This is a genomic window from Acidimicrobiia bacterium, assembly GCA_041676705.1.
In the GTDB taxonomy this organism is placed as follows: domain Bacteria; phylum Actinomycetota; class Acidimicrobiia; order Acidimicrobiales; family SKKL01; genus Actinomarinicola.
Genome location: JBAYRL010000002.1, coordinates 326,384 through 344,504, shown reverse-complemented (window position 1 = coordinate 344,504; position 18,121 = coordinate 326,384). Strand labels below are relative to the sequence as shown.

Below are 18,121 nucleotides of genomic sequence, written 5' to 3'. Positions count from 1 at the left end.
CCCGCCGTAGGCCTATAGCCTTGAAACTATGAAAATTGGCCTTGTCGGAGCTACCGGCCAAGTCGGTAGCGTCATGCGTAAACTTCTTGTTGAAAGAGAATTTCCTTACGAAGAAATTCGTTTCTTTGCTTCCGAGCGCTCAGCCGGGCAAACCATAAAGTTCGACGGACAAGAGGTCACCGTCGAAAACGCCACCACCGCCGATTTCACTGGTCTTGACGCCGCAATGTTCTCGGCCGGAGCCACAACCTCACGCGCCATTGCTGAAAAAGTAGCGGGTCAAGGAGTGGTGGTAATCGACAACTCTTCAGCTTTTCGGATGGACCCCGAAGTGCCGCTGGTGGTCTCGGAGGTAAACCCCGAGGCGATTACCAATCGGCCAAAAGGCATTATTGCTAACCCTAACTGCACCACTATGGCGGCTATGCCCGCCATGAAGGCCCTGCATCGAGAGGCCGGTTTACGGGCCATGGTGGTTAGCACCTATCAAGCGGTTTCAGGGGCTGGTCTTTCTGGAGTGAGTGAATTAGCCGAGCAGGTGCAAAAGTTAGCCGGCGATTCAGCCCAGTTGGCCTTCAACGGTGAGGCCTTGCACTATCCCCAGTTTAATGTGTTCCCTGGTCCCATCGCATTTAACGTGTTGCCCCAGGCCGGCTCGTTTGTTGACGATGGGCTTGGTGAAACTGACGAAGAGCAAAAGCTGCGGAACGAAAGCCGTAAAATTCTCGATATTCCGGGTCTTCGGGTTACTGGAACCTGCGTTCGAGTCCCGGTCTACACCGGCCATTCACTGGCCGTTAGCGCCGATTTTGAACGCCCCATAACTCCTGAGCAAGCTAAGGAAATTCTTGGACAAGCCCCGGGAGTGCGTTTGGTTGATGTGCCGACGCCTCTGGCCGCCACTGGCGACGATGTCAGCTTGGTGGGTCGTATTCGCAGCGATGAAGTGTTCGAGAATGGTTTGGCGCTGTTCGTTTCGAGCGACAACCTTCGCAAAGGTGCGGCCTTAAACGCGGTTCAAATTCTTGAATTGCTGGCCGCTGGCTAGACCGAAAACTTATCTATGGCGGGTTAATTCGATAGCGCTCGGCGGCCTCTTCCAACGACAAGCCAAGTTGGTTTGCTAAAGAGGCCAGCCAAGCCAACACGTCGCCAAGCTCGTGCAGTTGCTCTTCGGGGGTGCCTTTGCGGGCGGCTTGAGCTAATTCGCCTACTTCTTCAGCTAGCCAAGCAACCGTGGAAGGCAGACCTCGAGCGCGGTCAGCCTCGCCATAAAGTTCTTCCATCAAGTTTTGGAATTCGTTGATTTCCATACTGTTTGTTGAAGAAAAAAGTCGGGTAGGCGGGATTTGAACCCACGACCTCCTCGTCCCGAACGAGGCGCGCTACCAAGCTGCGCCACTACCCGAAAACCGATAAATCGGTGGACTGACTACGTTACCCGACGAAGGCTTCGCTTCGCCAAGGAGGCTGCGGACACCAGGCCAGCGCAGCCTTTGTGGCACTAGCTAACCGGGTGAACCTCTTCGTCGAAGATGGCACCTGAGAGAACGGTTTGGATGGCTTTGCGCAGACGAAGGCGGTTGATCGGCTTTATCAACCAGCCGTCGGCTCCGCTGCCTTGAATGAGCCACCGGTCGTCGGGACGGTCGGCCAAGATGATGACCTTCACGTCATCGATTCGACCTGCGCCAGCCTCATTGCGCAGGGTGTAACAGGTGGCAACGCCTCCCATGTTGCCAATTTGCATGTCAAGCAGAACCACGTCGGGCTTTACCTGATTGACTGCTTCGACGACATCGGCACCACGGCGCACACGCATGACCGTAGTGTCGCCACCCGCCAAGGCTGAATCAATATCGTGGTGGATCCAGTCGGCGTCGGTTGCAAGAAGGACTTTAGGCACACAATTAGGCTAGTAAAGCGGGTTCCTAAACTCCACCTTTGCCCACTGATAAAGCCTTGTGCCGCCACCGAAGTGGCCTAGTGGCGGTAGGTCTTGGAACCGGTTGAGGCTAGGTTGGCAAGGTGTTGGTAGCTACGAAATAACTTTGGCGGGCTGGTAGCATTTAGCCAGTCGTAAATACCGACGAGCTTCCTAGCTCGGCGACGAGGGAGAACATCGAGTGTTCGATATCCAAATCGAAGACGCAGCTAGCCATATTGTTTGCAGGCCCCGAGGCGAGCTAGACGCCTACACGGTTGAAACTTTTCGTGAAGCACTGGTGTCGGTGGTTGATGCCAGCCGGTTGCTTATTGATTTGTCGGAAGTTCCCTTTATGGATTCCGCTGGTCTAGGTGCCTTGATTGGCGGCATTCGCCGTACCCGCGAAGCCGGTGGCGAGGTGGCGGTGGCCTGTAATCGACCCACGCTCACCCGTTTGTTGCATACCACTGGTTTCGATCGGATAGTGCCTGTTACCGAAACGGTTGACGAAGCGCTTACTGCTCTGAGTGGCGACGCCAACGCCGCCGATTAACCCCTAGGTGCCTTATTTGGGCAAAATTGGGGGTTCAGCCTCGCGTTAGGGAGTGTTTGTTGGCCAGAATAACCAGCGGTTTAGCCCTTATTGGGGTCGTTTTGTTGGCGTTGTTTGCGGGACCGGCCGCCGCGCAAACTAATACCCCCGATGAATCTGAGGGCCCTGGGTTCATCAACATAATCGAGGTTTCGGGTCTCTTAGACCCGATATTGGCGAATTTTATTGAGACTTCGATCGCTGATTCTGAAGCTTCCTCGGCGCGCTACTTGGTGATCAACTTGAACTCGTCGGGCTCGGTGATCTCAAACAGTGAATTCGTGGCTTTGGCTCGGAGAATTCAAACCTCAACAGTGCCGGTAGGTATTTGGGTTGGGCCCTCTGGTTCGGAAGCCAAAGGTTTGAGCGCTCAGTTGCTGGGGGTCGTCGACTCGGTTGGAGTTCCTATCGGCTCTCGGATTGGTGAAACGGGCCCACAGGTTTTACCGGAAGATGAATTTGGTGTTCTTTTTGGAGAACACGCCGCCACCTTGGAATCTTCGATGATTGGTTCTGAGCGGGTCCTTGAATACGGTATTGCCGCAGCTGAAGCGCCGACCTTGGGTGACTTTGCGGTCACTTTACCGGGTTTCGAAACTCAAGAAATTGAACAAGACGGTCGCACGGTCTTGGAACCACGCACCGCAGTCAGGTTCAGTGAACTTCAACTAATTGACCAGTTGTTACACACGGTGGCCAGCCCCCCAGTTACCTACTTGCTTTTGGGCATTGGTTTGGCGCTAATTGTGTTTGAATTCTTCACCGCAGCCATTGGTATCGCGGGCATGGTTGGGGCGGCTTCAGTGCTCTTGGCCTCGTACGGACTGTGGGTTTTGCCGGTGCGTTGGTGGGCCGTCGCCGCCATTTTGCTGGCCTTTGTCGTCTTATCGTCCGACGTGCAAATAGGGGTACCCCGGGGTGCTACTGGGGCTGGCTTGGTGCTATTCGGGATTGGCACGGTGTGGTTCTACGACGGGGTTTCAGTGTCGTGGATCACCCTTGGTGGTGCCATTGTCTCAGTGGCGCTGCTGTTCTTCTTCGGAATGCCAACCATGGTTCGCACTCGTTTCTCAACGCCGAGCATTGACCGCGGCTGGCTAGTAGGAGAAGCAGCGATTGCTAGCGGCCAACTCGACCCCACCGGTCTCGTCATCGTGAGGGGTGCGCAGTGGCGTGCGCGCAGTCGAAGTGGGGCGTTGTCCGATGGCGATTTGGTGGTTGTAGTGGCGATTGATGGCACCTGGCTTGAGGTCGAACCGGCGCGTCGATAGCGAATTTATCGGCCGTAGCAGCCCTTTTTATAAGTAAATATATGTGAACTTACGCCACTAGAAGAAATCTTATGGTTTTGTAAATGTGACCCTTGTCCCACGTCAATCTTGCCTCTAGGGTCTATGGCAAGGAGGGTTTGATGTGAGTGTGCAGGCAAGCGAAAATCTTTGGCAGGTTCGTGCGGCTTGTAGGGGGCCACAAAAGGTGGTGTTCTACCCACCGTCACAATTTGAGCGAAAACGTGACAAGTTAGAGCGGGAACGAAGAGCCAAAAAAATCTGTTCCGAGTGTTCGGTACGCCAAGCCTGTCTCGACTATGCACTGGCCATACGCGATCCGCATGGCATTTGGGGTGGTCTTAGTGAGAATGAACGGCAACTGCTGTATTCCCAGGCCAGCTAGATAGAACCGCAGTTGTAGCCAAGCCCGATAGGATGAGAGCAACAATCTGTAGGTTGTTGTGTTAACCAGAGGGAGTAGCCACCGCCAGGTTTGCGCTCCCGGCGCGGAGAGCTAGGTGTATGAGTACCTCTGATCCAACTCAAGTTCCGGTTCGCGACGCTGCCACGGTGATGCTTGTTCGTGACGGAGCTAGTGGGCTTGAAGTATTTATGCTGCGCCGTAACCCCAAGAGCATATTTGTGGGTGGTGCTTTTGTGTTCCCCGGCGGCGCTGTAGACGACGCTGACCGCTACGACCCCGATCTGGAAACCGTGGTTACGGGCCTATCCGACGAAATGGCTTCTGCCCGGTTGGGCATTGAAACCGGAGGTCTGGCCTTTTGGGTAGCCGCCATCCGAGAGTGTTTTGAAGAAGCGGGTCTGTTATTGGCCAACAACGGCACAAACCAAACTTTGCGTTTGGAAGAGCCGAACATGGTGTCCAAATTCAGTCAATACCGCCTAGCAGTTGATAGCGGGGCCACTCGCTTAGTAGATGTCTGCAAAGCAGAAGAGTTAAGCCTGGCTTGCGACGAAATTCATTATTTTTCACATTGGATCACGCCGGTTGGCCCCCCACGGCGTTTCGATACCCGCTTCTTTGTGGCTCGTGCTCCCGAAGGCCAAATTGGCACCCACGATGAATACGAAACCGTCGCCAGCCTGTGGATTCAGCCGCAAGATGCCTTAGACCGTGCTGAAGCTGGCGAGTTAGAAATGATTCAACCAACGGTGCGAAACCTTGAAGCCGTAGCCCGATTCGATTCTGCTGATGAGCTAATGAGCGCCGCCGCTGCCATGGGTAGCATTCCGGCAATCTTGCCTCGCTTAGTGCAAGAAGATGGCGGAGTGCGCATTTTGCTACCTGGAGATCGTGGTTACAGCGACGCCGAAACACCCGATGAGACACCATTACAAAGTGGCGTAGGCAAATGAGTAACGAAGCAACTGAAGTCGAAGGGCCACCACCGATAGTGCCCGGTGTGGCACGAGCACTGAGCCCATTGGTGCGCCGTATTGCAGCCAAAGTAGATGGTGAAGCTGGTGCCAATACCTATTTGGTGGGTATCGATGAGATCGTAGTCGTCGACCCAGGACCATCCGATGGCGAACACCTCGATGCCATCGCGGGGTGTGGAGGCGATCGGATTCGATGGATTGTGACCACTGGTGCCAATGACGCCTCGGGTGCTAACACCCTTTCCAAAATGACCGGGGCTGCTGTCCTAAACGTGGACGGCGTGGGCCGAGGCCTCAAACACAGTCAGTCTCTCGAAGTTGGCGAAGCCATTTTGGGCACCGAATTCAAACTTTCGGTGCTGGAAGCACCTGGTCTCGCGGTGCCCCGGGTTTGTTTTTTCCTCGAGGAAGAACGAGTGGTGTTCTCCGGTGATTATCTCGACATTCTGAGCCCGCAACCAATCGAAGTGTCTAACGACTTTTACCAAGCCGTAGCCGAACTGCGTAGAAAACGCCTTCGAGGTATCGCCCCACTTCGGGGTCAGATGATCGAAACCCCGAAGGTCTACCTAGAGCAATTCAGTCTTTAACTAGCTGCAATTCAACATGGGCGATTCAACGCTCACCGCGCCTAATCAAAATCTAGTGCATCTAAAGCCGCGTTAACCGAGTCAAGCAAGCGAGCGCTGCAGCCACTCATTTCTATGGGCGGAACGGTCTCAGTCACCAACCGCTCGGCAAGAGCTCGAAAGGCCTCAGCCGCCGGACCAACGCCAAGAGCAACTGGGTTTCCATGATCGCCACCGGTAGCGACCTGTGGTTCAAGTGGAATTTTACCTAACAAGGGCACACCGGCATCGTGAGCGAGTAATTCGCCGCCCCCTTCCCCAAAGAGTGGGTATTGATCGCCGTGGTCGCATACGAAGTAGCTCATGTTCTCGATGACCCCAGCTACCCGAATGTGGCTACGTCGGGCCATGTTGGCTGCTCGAATCGCCACCTTTTGAGCGGTAAGTGAAGGCGTTGTTACCACCAGCAACTCAACCCGGGGCAGCATACGTGCCAGGCCCATGGCGACATCACCAGTGCCTGGGGGCATATCGATAAATAGGTAATCAAGCTTGGAGTGCCACTGGACATCTTCCAAGAAATGCTGCACTGCCCGGTTCAGCATTAGCCCCCGCCACATGAGGGCTATCTCTTCGTCATCGACCATAAGCCCCATTGAGACCACCTCTAGGGAACCTTCACCCATCGGCAAAGTGATCGGCGCTATTTTAGGGCGTGCACCGGGTTCAACCACCTGGTCTTTCACTCCTTCAAGCCGCCCTGAAACCCCCAACATCCGGGGCACCGAAAATCCCCAAATATCGGCGTCCATCACACCAACGCGGTAACCCATAGAAGCAATTGCGACTGCGATGTTGACCGTGACCGAAGATTTACCAACGCCACCCTTGCCCGAAGCTACGCCTACCACTTTGGTAGTGGCCGGGATCATGGTGTCGGGCGCGTTGGATTGAGCTAATTGGCGGGCGCGGCTCATGGTGACCGCTTTTTCTTCAGCGTTTAGCGTGTCCCAGTGGATTTTCACCTTTTCTACACCCGGTAGTGACTCCACTCGGGCTTTTATGTCGCGTTGAATCTGAGCGCGCAGCGGACAGCCCGGGGTGGTGAGGGCCACCGTTATTTCAACGATGCCGTTCGGGTGCGATAAGACCTTCCGGGCCATTCCCAAATCAACAATGTCACTACCTAGTTCAGGGTCGATGACCCCACGCAAGATGGCCATAACGTCATCTGGGCTAGGGGGAGCAGCGTGATCTGAGCGAGCGCTTTCTACTTCCGAATTAATGGCCATATAGGTAATTTACCGGGTTTCCCCGTGTAAACTCACTCTTCATGCTGGACTCGGAGAATATTGAACCCGAGCCGACACCGCCTGAGGGCCTACGTGCGGTTGCTCATTCGCCGCGCCTTGACATCCTAAAAGCCCTAGGCGATAACACCCGATACGCGATTTATCTTGAGCTGGCACGATCTAATCGACCTCTGTCAACCAATGAGATTGCGGAAAGTTTGAACCTCCATGTCAATACGGTTCGTCCGCATCTGGAGCGAATGCGAGAAGTAGGGTTGCTAGATGTCCGCAGCAGCACCGCAGGTGGGGTAGGGCGGCCGCAGCATTTATATGGTTTGGCAATCGACGCGCCATCGCTTGGCCTTGAACCGTCGCCGTATCCCATCATCGCCCGTATGTTGTTGCGTTTGGCTGAACTTTCCGGCCTTGAATCAGAATTCGCCTTGGAAGCTGGACGTGAACAGGGCACCTTAAATGCTCGGCCGTGGCCGTCGGGTGCACCGGTAATTGAAGCTATGATGACCGACCTCGACAGCATGGGTTTCGACCCTGAAATCGCCATTGAACAAGACGCAGACACGAAAACCGATGTTGCGGCAATTGCGTTTTCACACTGTCCTTTTGCCGATCTAGCTAAGACGAACCCGACCGTGGTTTGTGCCTTGCATCGAGGCATGGTGGAAGGTTTCTTGGCTGGAATCGAGGCACCACCACTCTTGGCATTTCATACTCTGGTCGACCGCGATCCATGTCAAGTAGAGATTTCGGTGCGGTAATTGTGTGGTTTGCTTGTAGCATTCCCGTAGGAAGAACCCCTGGAGGAGGATCATAGGGTGATCACGCTCACAGATTCAGCCGCTGTTAAAGTGAAACAACTTATAGAAGCCGAAGGCGATGCCTCACTGGCTCTGCGTGTAGCAGTACGTCCGGGTGGCTGCTCGGGCTTTAGCTACGAAATGTTCTTTGATAGCGATGTTGCCGACACTGATTTGGCTACCGACTATTCAGGTGTGAAGGTCATCTCCGACCCTTCAAGCGCCTCGATGTTGGTGGGTGCTACGCTCGACTACAAAGATGGCCTCACCGACGCCGGTTTCGCCATCAACAACCCCAACGCTTCTCGCTCCTGCGGTTGCGGCTCTTCTTTTAGTTAAAGCCCTATAAGTTCATCGGAGCGGCCGGAGTTTCCTCCGGTCGTTCCCGCGTCTTGTGAAGGAAAAGCGGTGGCTAAGCCTGTAGGTCCTTATACCCCGGTAGTGCGAGCTGGTGATTGGCTCTCTGTTTCCGGGCAAGTCGGCATCGCCGATGGCAAGTTGGTTGATGGTGGCACCGCTGGCCAGTTGCGCCAAGCCCTTGCCAATCTGGAAACCCAGCTCAAGAGCGTAGGTGCAACGAAAGAAGACGTGGTAAAGACCACCGTCTTTTTGCGTCACATGAGCGACTATCCAATCATGAACGAAATCTATATGGAGTTCTTTGGTGAGCACCGCCCGGCTCGGTCAGCGGTTGGTGTGGCGGCGCTACCCATTGAGGCCTTAATTGAAATCGAAGCGTGGGCCTACACCGGCTCTTAGGGCACTTCAACCTTTCCTTTAGCCAAGAATAAACGCCCGACTATGCCATTCCGTTTGGTGAAAGCCGTCAAATGGGGCATTATGTAGCAATGTTGGGTGTCGCAATCATCGTCCTTGTTCTAGTCGTTGGTATTCCCCTCGGAGTGATCTGGGGCGGAGCTGCCGCGGCCTTAGTGCTTGGATGGTTCCTGCGCGACGACGCTTTAGCACGGCATGAGGGTAGCGAGCTTATCGAGACCAACATTTAAAATACGTAGATTTAAGCACTATTTCAGCTACGGATCTTCAGTTTCGGCTACCCTAGCGGCGCTTAAGTAATTGGGTGGAGGCGTTCGCCGATCCCAGCAAAATTAGGAAGGGGAATCGGTGTGGCTACCGGTACCGTAAAATGGTTTAACGCAGAAAAGGGCTTCGGGTTCATATCCCGTGACGGAGCCTCTGACGTTTTCGTACACTTCTCGGCAATTTCAGGTGCGGGTTACCGCTCCCTTGAAGAAGGTCAAGCGGTAGAATTCGAAGTAACGTCAGGTCCAAAGGGCGATCAAGCCCAAGACGTGCGTCTGATCTAAAAATTTATTTCATCTAGTCCACGCCGCACTTGGTTTGCCAGGGGCGGCGTTTGGTTTTTCTGGCGACAAAACCAACACTGGCGACAAAACCATCGCTGGCATCACAGCTGTTGTGGCTGTTAGCCCGTAACGACCTGTTAGTCCTTAAGGATAAGTGGCGGTGCGCCACCCCCCTTTGCCAGCGGCCTTAGCCGATAGGAGCGCTTGGTCAGCGCTTCGGATAAACGCTTCCGAGTTGACCCGGACATTGCGGAAAACAGTGGCGGTTACCCCCATACTCAAGGTGACCTCAATGTTGTGGCCGTCCACATGAAGCTGGCTGGCAAAGGTTTGGACCACTCGCTCGGCCAGTTGTTGCATCTGGGACAAATCGGCACCGCGGCAGACCATGGCGAACTCGTCGCCGCCAATGCGAGCCACCAGATCACTGGATCGCACTTCTGCAGTCAAGCGGTTAGCAACAATACGAAGTACTTCATCACCAACGACATGGCCGAAGCTGTCGTTGATTAGCTTGAAGTTGTCGATGTCACAGTACAAGAACCCGATCGGCTCGTTTGGTATATCGCTCGGAGCAAGCGAATCGAAATGTTCGGTTAGCCCGCGACGGTTGGCAAGCCCGGTCAGGGTATCGGTGTAGGCCTGCCTGCGAAGCGACTCGCGAGCTTGGTGAGATTCCCAAGCAACTGACATCAACCGCAACACTCGGTTGACGGCATGAAGTTGATGGGTGCTGGGACTGCCCAGATAGGGCCGCCAAAGTGTTAACACGCTTGGCCTTCCCACCAAAGGAATGGGAAATGACCAGCTAGCCAAATAGCCCGCTTGTTGGGCGACTTCTGCCATTTCCTCCGGCAAGTTGTTAAGGGTCGCGTATTGGAAAGTAGCTGAACGAATGCATTCTCGCCACGGTAATGAAGGGTTTTGGGCACCTTCATCCAGAAGTGCTCTTGGCAACTGGTCGTTGAGCGGAATGACGCTGTCGAAACCGTGGCCGTCCCAACTTAGAAATACACAACTTGAGGTGCCGGCCAACTGGCTATAGAGAACATCGGTAAGCAGCCGTAAAGTATCAGCCAAATCTTCCGAGGTGGCCATAGCGGCGATCGCCGCGTCGAGCTTACTGGCCGATTCGGCGTGTGTGATACGCACTATGACAGCCTGAAAGTTGGCGGAGGGGGTGCCCACGCCAAGCATCTGACAGGCTTTAATGCTGCCATCCTTGGCGATCAGATGTACCGGTATGGCGGGTCCGGTCCAGCTTTTATCGGCGGCACGCTGTGCAAGTTGTTGGCCAATGGCTGTAGCCACCATCTCGTGGTCTTTGGGAACTACGAAATCGAGGGCATCACGACCTAAACACTCTTCGGCGGTGTAACCGGTGATTTCTACAATGGTGTCGGTGAGGAAGCGGATACGACCGTTGACGTCTAATACCAAGTAGGGGTTAACACTTGAACGGACGATGTCGGCCAAGAAACTGTCGCTAATGACAAACGGACTCTGATCGTCCACCACCAGTGATGCTTCGACATTTACGGTGGAATCCAGAATCGGGGCTTGGCCGTCGATGTGCTTTGGTGTGGGCCCAAAATAAAGCTGGTTGTCTGCTCCGGTCGGATCGGCCATTTACAAGTTGCTCTCTTCGCACGCGCTCGGTGTATCGGCTGCTCTGACACACCGTCTAATTTGGCACTAACAAATCCTGCCACATAAGTATGTCATTAGGATTGTGATGTGGCAGTTATACGTGTTGCTTTGGCTCAGGTAGATCTTGGTATTGGCTCTTTTGGGGCCAACCTAGCGATTATGGGCGACCAAATAGACGAGGCCAAGGTGGCCCAAGCCGACCTTATTGTATTTCCGGCCTTGGCTACCATTGGTTACCCTCCAGGTGACCTGCTTTTACGTGAAAGTTTTGTGGCCGCCAACCTGGCGTGCATTGAGCAATTGGCTGAGCGCGCCCAAGGCATCGCAATTTTGGCGGGCTACGTCGAATTAGATTCCAACACCGGGGCTTTGTTTAATGCCATGGCCTACTGTGTGGATGGCAAAATCCAAAAGTCTATTCGTAAACCCCATACCAGCATTGACGACGGTTTTATCGAAGATCGGTATTTCCAGGTGTGCGACAACGCCCCAGTCGATTCGCTCTTTCAGCTGGGGCCGTTAAACCTGGCGATCAGTTGGGGAATAAACCACGCCTACCAGTTGGTGGAAGACCTTGGCGCCCACAGCCTCGACCTGGTTTTGAATCTTGAGCCAGCGTCGTTCTACGGAGACCAACAAAGCGATACTGAATCGCTGGCGGCCGCTTTTAGCAATACTCACCAGGTGGCGTTGGCCTGGTTAAACGCTATTGGTGCTCATGATGAGCTGGTATTTAGCGGGGGCAGCTTGGCTACCGACCACCTAGGCGAGGTCGTAGTGAGGGCCAGAAGCTTTCAGGCTGATGTCGTGAGTCTGCAAATTAATTACGAGGATGGTGAACCCAAACTTCTGCCAGGTCGGCTAGAAGCGCCTTTGTCGCAGACTGAAGCAATTTATGAAGCTTTGTTGCTTGGCACCCGAGAGTATCTAAACCGCAATGGCTTCACCCAAGCGCTGGTGTCGCTTTCGGGTGGAGTTGATTCAGCGGTTGTAGCGGCCATTGCTCGCGACGCCCTAGGTGCCGACGCTGTACACGGAGTTATGTTGCCGTCTCGTTATTCCAGCGAACACTCGGTTACCGATGCTGTGGCTCTGGCCGAGAACCTAGGTATTGAATATCGTGTCATCGAAATCGAGCCAGTCCACGCCGCGTACCTTGAGTTGTTGGAACCACATTTCTCAGGTCTGGCTTTTGATGCCACCGAAGAGAATTTGCAAGCTCGAATTCGTGGAATTGTGGTAATGGCGTTGTCGAATAAGTTTGGTTGGCTGGCCCTAACAGGGAGCAACAAAACTGAGTTGGCAGTGGGCTACAGCACCATGTACGGCGACGCTGTTGGAGGCTTAGCAATTCTGGCTGATGTCCCTAAGCTGGGGGTCTACGCCCTAGCCAGGCACCACAACGAGATTCACGGTCAGGCCAACATCCCCGAAAGCATTCTGCGGAAAGCTCCATCAGCTGAGCTGCGACCTGGCCAGAGTGACGAGCAATCATTACCGCCCTATGAATTGCTTGACCCAATGGTTGAAGAGTTAGTGGTGCACGATCACTCTGTGGACGAAATTGTGGCCAAGGGCTATGACGAGAGCACGGTTCGGCGGGTGGCAGCCATGATTGACCGTGCCGAGTTTAAACGGCGTCAAGGTCCACCTGGTCTTAAAGTGTCCAGGCGCCCGTTTGGGGTTGGCCGTAACGTGCCCATGACTCATAATCATGAGGGCTAGCAAGTTCCTAGCTGCAATGACGCTGATTGCAAAGAGTTGGTAAGAACAACACATGACCGATGAACCAAAGAGCCACAACCCACTTGGTTTAGAAGCCTCAAACTGGGCCCGAGAGTCGCGTTCGTTGCCTTTAAGCGAGGTAGCGCTACGTGCCAGCATCTATAAGTGGTATGAGTCGCGGGCCTTCGAGCTGTTTGGTTCAGCCGTTCTTAAGGTGGCCGAAGGTGACCTAAAGCTGATGTTGAATCGCCATTCACTTCACTATGGGTGGCACGCCGAACTTTGGCACAATCACATTCCTGAAACCCCCGCCTACAACCCCACGAAACAGGCCTTGGCGCCCGGCCAGGCACACGAAACCTTGGTCGAAGTCTTGGCCGACACCTTAGAGTCCGTATCGACCAGTGCTCTCAAGCTGGTTGGTCTGTATCGGGTCCTGCTGCCCTACCAGATAACTTCATATCAGAGCTATCTGCGCTCAGTTTCACCAGTAAGTGAAGCCGCTATCGAACGCTCGTTAAAGTTGATTCTTCGAGACAAGATTGAAGATTGGCAAGAAGGTGAAGCCGCCTTACAACGCTTGGTGGTAAACCGTGATGAGCTGGCCCTAATGGCCGATAAGCAGCTCGAAGTCGAGACAATTCTTCTTGACGCTGGTGGTCTGGTGCCTAGCCAAGGGCTATCTTTTTAGCTATTTTTGAACTAGAATCACGTTTCAACTTTGTGACTTTGTACCCAAGAACAGTTGCGTGCCTGAATTAGGCCGGTATCGTTACCCCTTATACGTTTTAAGGGCCGCCTATCTACCCACCCCAAAGTTCACCTGCTCCGCCAATGCCAGGTGAGTGGGTAATCGGTAGTCGGTTCGAGCATTCAGCCAGGAGAAGGTGTCAAAGTGGCAAAAGAGCGAATCGAGCGTGATGAGGAGGACTTGGTCCGCCTCTATCTCACCGATATCGGGCAATACCCTTTGCTCACCAAAGACGATGAGGTCAGGCTGGCCCAGGCTATTGAAGCGGGCACCGCAGCACGAGAAGAACTCGAAGCAGGCGGCAGTCTCACCCCCACTCGTCGGCGGGAACTAAAGCGGGCTATCCGCAACGGAGAACGAGCCGAATCAACTTTCGTTCAATCTAACTTACGCTTGGTGGTCTCAATCGCCAAGAAATATCAAGCCTCAGGGCTGCCCCTGCTAGATCTAATCCAAGAGGGCAACTTGGGTCTGATGCATGCTGTCGAAAAGTTCGACTGGCGTAAAGGGTTCAAGTTCTCAACTTATGCCACCTGGTGGATTCGCCAGGCCATTACTCGCGGTATTGCCAACACTGGCCGTACTATCCGTCTTCCTGTCCACGCTGGCGATACTTTGGCCAGGCTGCAAAAGGCACGAGCTCAGCTCGAATTGAAGATGGGTCGCCCAGCAACCTTGGCCGAACTTTCAGCCGAAGTAGAAATGCCCGAAGACAAGGTCACCGAAGCCCTGCGTTTCGCCGCTGAGCCCTTGTCGCTTTCAGAACCGCTGCGTGAAGACGGTGACGCCGAGCTTGGCGATGTCGTAGAAGACCGTTCAGCGGAATCGCCCTTTGAAATGGCGGCCACGTCACTACTGCCCGAGGAAATTTCACGTCTGTTAGCACCGCTCGATGAGCGGGAACGTGAAATCCTAAAGCTTCGTTTTGGTCTAGATCGTGGTGAGCCTCGCACTTTGGAAGAAGTTGGCGAGCACTTCAATCTGACTCGGGAACGTATCCGCCAAATTGAGGCCAGGGCGATGTCGAAGCTTCGCCATCCTTCTTCCGACACCGGGGCGCGCGATCTGCTCGCGGTTTAACAGATAGGCTCTTTTGATGAAAAAACTACTCTTGCTTGCTGCTGTCGTTGCTTTGGCTATCTTCGCTTCTAAGAAGCTAAAAGAAGTTTAAGCGCCTCACGCCCCTTGTTGTTGGGGCGAAAAGCATCTAAATTAACTCAACAACCATTTTCTTCCCCTTAGGTTTCTTAGTGTCCGCATGGGGAAGTAAATGGTTTTTGCGTTTTGGGGACCAAAAGGTGGTGTTGGCACCAGTACGGTGGCCGCCGCCTGCGCTATAGGTTTAGCCAGGAATTCTTCACAGGGTGTGTTGCTGGTTGATGCTGCCGGTGATCTGCCCGCACTCTTAGGACTGGTAGAAACTAGCGGGCCTGGGGTGACCGACTGGTTAAGTTCAACCGCTGATTTGCCAGCCGATGCTTTGGGTCGGTTGGGCGTCTCTGTTTCTAGCCACCTTGATTTGTTGCCATTGGGTAGCGGTTCCGAGGTGCAAAAGGCTCGGGTAGATCTTTTGGCGGCCCTCTTTAACCTTGACGATCGTGAAGTAGTAATTGACTGCGGCGTGCTTGACCATCAGTCGTGGCCCTCACGGCTGGCGGCGGTGGCGCAGCGTTCGATCATGGTGGTTAACCCCTGCTATTTGGCAATTCAAAAAGCCCGATTGGCACCTCTACGCCCACAACGAGTGGTGTTTATTTCGCAGTCTGGACGAGCGCTCCAAGCGGCCGATGTTGAACATGCGATTGGGGTTGAAGTTGCGGCCACAGTTCCCCACGACCTGGCCGTGGCTAGATGTATTGATGCTGGCCTCATGGTTTCGCGCTTCCCCCGACCGCTAAAAGACCTCTGGCGGGTGGTCCGATGAATTCACCATTGGTCGAACGTATCCATCGGCAGCTTCTCGACCGGCCCCAACTACCAATAGAGGCTGGCCAACTAGCTAAGGAGGCTAAGCGGCTGGTCCGATTGGAAGCACCTTTGGTGGGTGCCAAGGAGGAGGCCACGCTGGTTGAGGCCATTGTGGCTCGTGTTCAAGGGTTGGGTCCTCTAGATGAGTTCTTGAACGATCCGACGATTACCGAGGTAATGGTAAATGGGGGTGGCGAGGTTTGGCTAGAGCGCTTTGGTGCTCTTGAGCGAAGCACCGTTGTCCTTGAGGAAGATTCAGTTTTGCGTTTGATCGACCGAATTGTGAGCCCCTTAGGTCTCCGTATCGACCGTTCGTCACCCATGGTCGATGCCCGCTTAGCCGACGGTTCGAGGGTGAACGCGGTTGTGCGACCCATTGCTATTGATGGTCCCTGTCTCACCATTCGTAGGTTTCGTGCCAAAACCGTACCGCTTGAGGCATTTTGTTCTCCCGAGGTCGCAGAACTGTTGGCGGTGGCGGTAGCTGAACGCCGTAACGTTTTGGTTTCAGGTGGAACAGGCGCTGGAAAAACAACTCTCTTAAACGCCCTAGGGGCCACTATTCCAACCAGCGAGCGGGTTGTCACCATTGAAGATGCAGCCGAGTTACGCCTGCCGGGTGAGCATGTGGTGCGGCTTGAGTCGAGGCCAGCCAACGCCGACGGGCTTGGCACGGTAGGAATACGTGATTTAGTACGAAACGCCTTGCGGATGCGTCCTGATCGAATTGTGGTTGGTGAAGTGCGCGGCGGTGAAGCTCTCGACATGCTCCAAGCCATGAACACGGGCCACGACGGCTCGTTATCGACCTGCCACGCCAACAGCCCCGAAGATGCGCTGCGGCGCATAGAAACGCTGGCATTGCTAGCGGGCCTCGATGTGCCGCTATCGGCGTTACGAGAGCAGCTGGTGGCGGCCATCGACTTGGTAGTGCAAGTAGCTCGAAGCGCTCACGGAGGGCGACGGATTGTGTCGATTGCAGAACCCGAGCTGGCCGTTTCCTCCGAGCACGGACTGCGCTGCTCCAACCTTTCTAACGGCCTTCAAGTTTTTCAATCGCCATCACGTTTGTCACGCTTCGGTGGAGGGGCCCAATGATGGTACCGACGTTCTGGTATCGGGTGTTGATCTTGGTAGCCGTTTTGGCGATTTTGAAATCGATCTGGTCGCCATCAACCAAGGTGGTACGTCAACGTTTGGCAGGCTCATCTTCAAGTCGCGCCGCCACAACACAGTGGGTGCCGGCGTGGTTTGAACAGCGAGCTCATAGCGCTGATCTGGCACCGGCCGTGCTTTGGTGGCGGGTGTCGTTGGCGGTAGCGGCGCTAGTGGGCCTAGTGGCGTTCTTCTTGGGTGGGTTGCCATTGGCCGCCATGGCAACCGGTGGCATGGTTGGGGCTGGTTTCTTAGGATTGTCTGCGGCGAGCGATCGCCGAGGGCGAAACCTGGCGGCCGAGGTGCCAGAAGCGCTAGAGCTAATGGCGCGCTCGTGCCGGGCTGGCTCGTCCATCGTGGCGGCCATGGCAAGCCTTGGTCAACATCCATCTTGTCGCGCCGGAGTGCTGTTCAGCGCGGTCGCGGAGCGGGTTGAACAAGGCCAGAGTTTGGCGGCGGGTTTAGATGAACTGGTGCAGAGCAATCCACTGCCTCCTTTTCGTATGGCGGCCGCGGCTTTATTGGTAGGGGCCGAGACCGGTGCTGCCCCAGCGCGTGCCATGGAAGGAGTGGCTGCCACCCTAAGAGATAACGCTGCGCTAGCCCGCGAGTCTCATGCTCTAGCCAGCCAGGCGCGCTATTCAGCAGCGGTGCTGGTGTTGGCACCAATCGGCTTCGCCTTGTTTTCCATCTCGGCTGATAACCGCGTGGCCGAATTTCTATTTCGAACCCCGTTAGGTCTGGCGGTTATGGCGGCTGGGTTAGCACTTGACTCGGTTGGTGCCTGGTGGATGGCACAGTTAGTGAAAACCTCATGATGGCCCGTGTGTTGGTATCGCTATTACCGCTCTTTGCTTCTGGTGCCGTGGTATGGCTGGTCGGCGCGTCATCGTCTTACCGGCCACCTAGTCGCTTCCAGGCTTTACTAGACGCTGACACATTGAAACCTAACTACATACAAGCTCAGCTCGTGAAGGCGCCGCTGCAGCGTCTCGGTGGCGTATTGCGCTCTGTGGTGAAACGTCAGCCCGATGTCGACGCCGACCTTCGCGTGGGCAGTCTCACGGTGCTGTCTCTGGTCCTGGTGCTTATCGAACCGCTCTTGGCAGCGCTTGTATTAGCGGCGTACTTCATCCGTGGTTTTCGTCGGAAGCTGAGGCAGAAGGAGGCCGCCAAGCAGGCGCTTGTTTCCGAGTTGCCCGAGGTGGTCGACCTCTTAGTACTTGCGGTTTCGGCGGGTATGAATGTGCCCATGGCTATCGACGTGGCGGCCCGGCGGGGCAACGGTGCCATTGCCACGGCACTGGGCAAAGTGACCCAAAGCGTAACATTGGGAGATTCTCTGCCGGACCGCTTAGTTGCGTTGGCCGACGACCTGGGCGAGGAAGTCCGCCCTCTAATGGCCACGCTGGCCGGGGCACTCCGAGAAGGTACCTCGGTCATGGCAAGTCTCGAGCGCCTCAGTGGCCAAGTTCGTCTTGAGCGCCGCCGTGACGGTGAAGAACGGGCGCGCAAACTGCCGGTGAAGTTGTTGTTTCCGCTGGTGGTTTGTGTGCTACCTGCGTTTGGCCTCCTTAGCGTGGTGCCGCTCTTAGTTACAGGGTTGAAAGGCTTGTCGTTCTAAGCGCCTAGTACCGAATCTGAAGCCATCAGAACGCTTCGCGCACACCCATAGCT

Annotated in this window: 22 protein-coding genes and 1 tRNA gene; 18 read left to right on the top strand and 5 right to left on the bottom strand. The window is 54.9% G+C overall.

Annotated features, from left to right (window positions below; genetic code table 11):
- Positions 1–28: 28 nt before the first annotated feature.
- A complete protein-coding gene (locus WC184_05105; GenBank protein ID MFA7477256.1) occupies positions 29–1,048 on the top strand; it encodes an aspartate-semialdehyde dehydrogenase in 1,020 nt (339 codons plus the stop codon).
- Positions 1,049–1,061: 13 nt separating this feature from the next.
- Here the strand turns inward: WC184_05105 and WC184_05100 are convergent, their stop codons facing one another.
- The 3 genes from WC184_05100 to WC184_05090 all read right to left on the bottom strand — a co-directional run bounded on the left by WC184_05100 (position 1,062) and on the right by WC184_05090 (position 1,906).
- A complete protein-coding gene (locus WC184_05100; protein MFA7477255.1) occupies positions 1,062–1,313 on the bottom strand; it encodes a MazG nucleotide pyrophosphohydrolase domain-containing protein in 252 nt (83 codons plus the stop codon).
- Between the two features lie 21 nt (positions 1,314–1,334).
- Positions 1,335–1,408 (bottom strand) — tRNA-Pro (locus WC184_05095).
- Between the two features lie 96 nt (positions 1,409–1,504).
- The gene (locus tag WC184_05090; protein ID MFA7477254.1) at positions 1,505–1,906 is read right to left on the bottom strand and encodes a response regulator; all 402 of its coding nucleotides are present in this window, start codon (positions 1,904–1,906) and stop codon (positions 1,505–1,507) included.
- 220 nt (positions 1,907–2,126) lie between these two features.
- On the opposite strand from WC184_05090, the gene WC184_05085 reads away from it, so the two are divergent.
- The 5 genes from WC184_05085 (at position 2,127) to WC184_05065 (ending at position 5,781) form a co-directional block, all read left to right on the top strand.
- On the top strand, positions 2,127–2,480 hold the full coding sequence (locus WC184_05085; protein MFA7477253.1) for an STAS domain-containing protein: 354 nt from the start codon (positions 2,127–2,129) through the stop codon (positions 2,478–2,480).
- Between the two features lie 59 nt (positions 2,481–2,539).
- Positions 2,540–3,790 (top strand): NfeD family protein, encoded by a 1,251-nt coding sequence (locus tag WC184_05080; GenBank protein ID MFA7477252.1) that lies wholly within the window; start codon positions 2,540–2,542, stop codon positions 3,788–3,790.
- A gap of 142 nt (positions 3,791–3,932) precedes the next feature.
- Positions 3,933–4,193 (top strand): WhiB family transcriptional regulator, encoded by a 261-nt coding sequence (locus WC184_05075; GenBank protein MFA7477251.1) that lies wholly within the window; start codon positions 3,933–3,935, stop codon positions 4,191–4,193.
- Positions 4,194–4,312: 119 nt separating this feature from the next.
- Positions 4,313–5,167, top strand: a complete 855-nt coding sequence (locus WC184_05070; GenBank protein ID MFA7477250.1) for an NUDIX hydrolase — start codon at positions 4,313–4,315, stop codon at positions 5,165–5,167.
- Positions 5,164–5,781, top strand: coding sequence for a hypothetical protein (locus WC184_05065; GenBank protein MFA7477249.1), 618 nt, complete (start codon positions 5,164–5,166; stop codon positions 5,779–5,781). The genes WC184_05070 and WC184_05065 overlap by 4 nt, the downstream gene beginning before the upstream one ends.
- Positions 5,782–5,822: 41 nt before the next feature.
- Here the strand turns inward: WC184_05065 and WC184_05060 are convergent, their stop codons facing one another.
- A complete protein-coding gene (locus WC184_05060) occupies positions 5,823–7,052 on the bottom strand; it encodes an Mrp/NBP35 family ATP-binding protein (GenBank protein ID MFA7477248.1) in 1,230 nt (409 codons plus the stop codon).
- Between the two features lie 41 nt (positions 7,053–7,093).
- Here WC184_05060 and WC184_05055 point away from each other — a divergent pair, with 41 nt between their 5' ends.
- The 5 genes from WC184_05055 (at position 7,094) to WC184_05035 (ending at position 9,195) form a co-directional block, all read left to right on the top strand.
- Entirely contained in the window at positions 7,094–7,828 is a 735-nt protein-coding gene (locus WC184_05055; GenBank protein ID MFA7477247.1) for a helix-turn-helix domain-containing protein, read from the top strand.
- A 57-nt stretch (positions 7,829–7,885) separates the two neighbouring features.
- Positions 7,886–8,206, top strand: coding sequence for an iron-sulfur cluster insertion protein ErpA (gene erpA / locus WC184_05050; GenBank protein ID MFA7477246.1), 321 nt, complete (start codon positions 7,886–7,888; stop codon positions 8,204–8,206).
- Positions 8,207–8,275: 69 nt separating this feature from the next.
- Complete coding sequence (locus WC184_05045) at positions 8,276–8,626, top strand: RidA family protein (GenBank protein MFA7477245.1); 351 nt, start codon at positions 8,276–8,278, stop codon at positions 8,624–8,626.
- Between the two features lie 71 nt (positions 8,627–8,697).
- Positions 8,698–8,874: a hypothetical protein gene (locus tag WC184_05040; GenBank protein ID MFA7477244.1), complete on the top strand. Its 177-nt coding sequence runs from the start codon at positions 8,698–8,700 to the stop codon at positions 8,872–8,874.
- A gap of 120 nt (positions 8,875–8,994) precedes the next feature.
- The gene (locus WC184_05035; GenBank protein MFA7477243.1) at positions 8,995–9,195 is read left to right on the top strand and encodes a cold-shock protein; all 201 of its coding nucleotides are present in this window, start codon (positions 8,995–8,997) and stop codon (positions 9,193–9,195) included.
- A 144-nt stretch (positions 9,196–9,339) separates the two neighbouring features.
- On the opposite strand, the gene WC184_05030 is transcribed toward WC184_05035, so the two are convergent.
- The gene (locus tag WC184_05030) at positions 9,340–10,824 is read right to left on the bottom strand and encodes a sensor domain-containing diguanylate cyclase (protein ID MFA7477242.1); all 1,485 of its coding nucleotides are present in this window, start codon (positions 10,822–10,824) and stop codon (positions 9,340–9,342) included.
- Between the two features lie 108 nt (positions 10,825–10,932).
- Here WC184_05030 and WC184_05025 point away from each other — a divergent pair, with 108 nt between their 5' ends.
- The 7 genes from WC184_05025 (at position 10,933) to WC184_04995 (ending at position 18,068) form a co-directional block, all read left to right on the top strand.
- Positions 10,933–12,570, top strand: coding sequence for an NAD+ synthase (locus WC184_05025; protein MFA7477241.1), 1,638 nt, complete (start codon positions 10,933–10,935; stop codon positions 12,568–12,570).
- Positions 12,571–12,622: 52 nt separating this feature from the next.
- Positions 12,623–13,261: a hypothetical protein gene (locus WC184_05020; protein ID MFA7477240.1), complete on the top strand. Its 639-nt coding sequence runs from the start codon at positions 12,623–12,625 to the stop codon at positions 13,259–13,261.
- Between the two features lie 204 nt (positions 13,262–13,465).
- Positions 13,466–14,401: a sigma-70 family RNA polymerase sigma factor gene (locus WC184_05015; protein ID MFA7477239.1), complete on the top strand. Its 936-nt coding sequence runs from the start codon at positions 13,466–13,468 to the stop codon at positions 14,399–14,401.
- Positions 14,402–14,591: 190 nt separating this feature from the next.
- Positions 14,592–15,245 (top strand): cellulose synthase operon protein YhjQ/BcsQ, encoded by a 654-nt coding sequence (locus WC184_05010; protein MFA7477238.1) that lies wholly within the window; start codon positions 14,592–14,594, stop codon positions 15,243–15,245.
- Positions 15,242–16,387, top strand: coding sequence for a CpaF family protein (locus WC184_05005; protein ID MFA7477237.1), 1,146 nt, complete (start codon positions 15,242–15,244; stop codon positions 16,385–16,387). The genes WC184_05010 and WC184_05005 overlap by 4 nt, the downstream gene beginning before the upstream one ends.
- Positions 16,384–17,262: a type II secretion system F family protein gene (locus WC184_05000; protein MFA7477236.1), complete on the top strand. Its 879-nt coding sequence runs from the start codon at positions 16,384–16,386 to the stop codon at positions 17,260–17,262. The genes WC184_05005 and WC184_05000 overlap by 4 nt, the downstream gene beginning before the upstream one ends.
- On the top strand, positions 17,232–18,068 hold the full coding sequence (locus WC184_04995) for a type II secretion system F family protein (GenBank protein ID MFA7477235.1): 837 nt from the start codon (positions 17,232–17,234) through the stop codon (positions 18,066–18,068). The genes WC184_05000 and WC184_04995 overlap by 31 nt, the downstream gene beginning before the upstream one ends.
- Positions 18,069–18,121 lie beyond the last annotated feature (53 nt).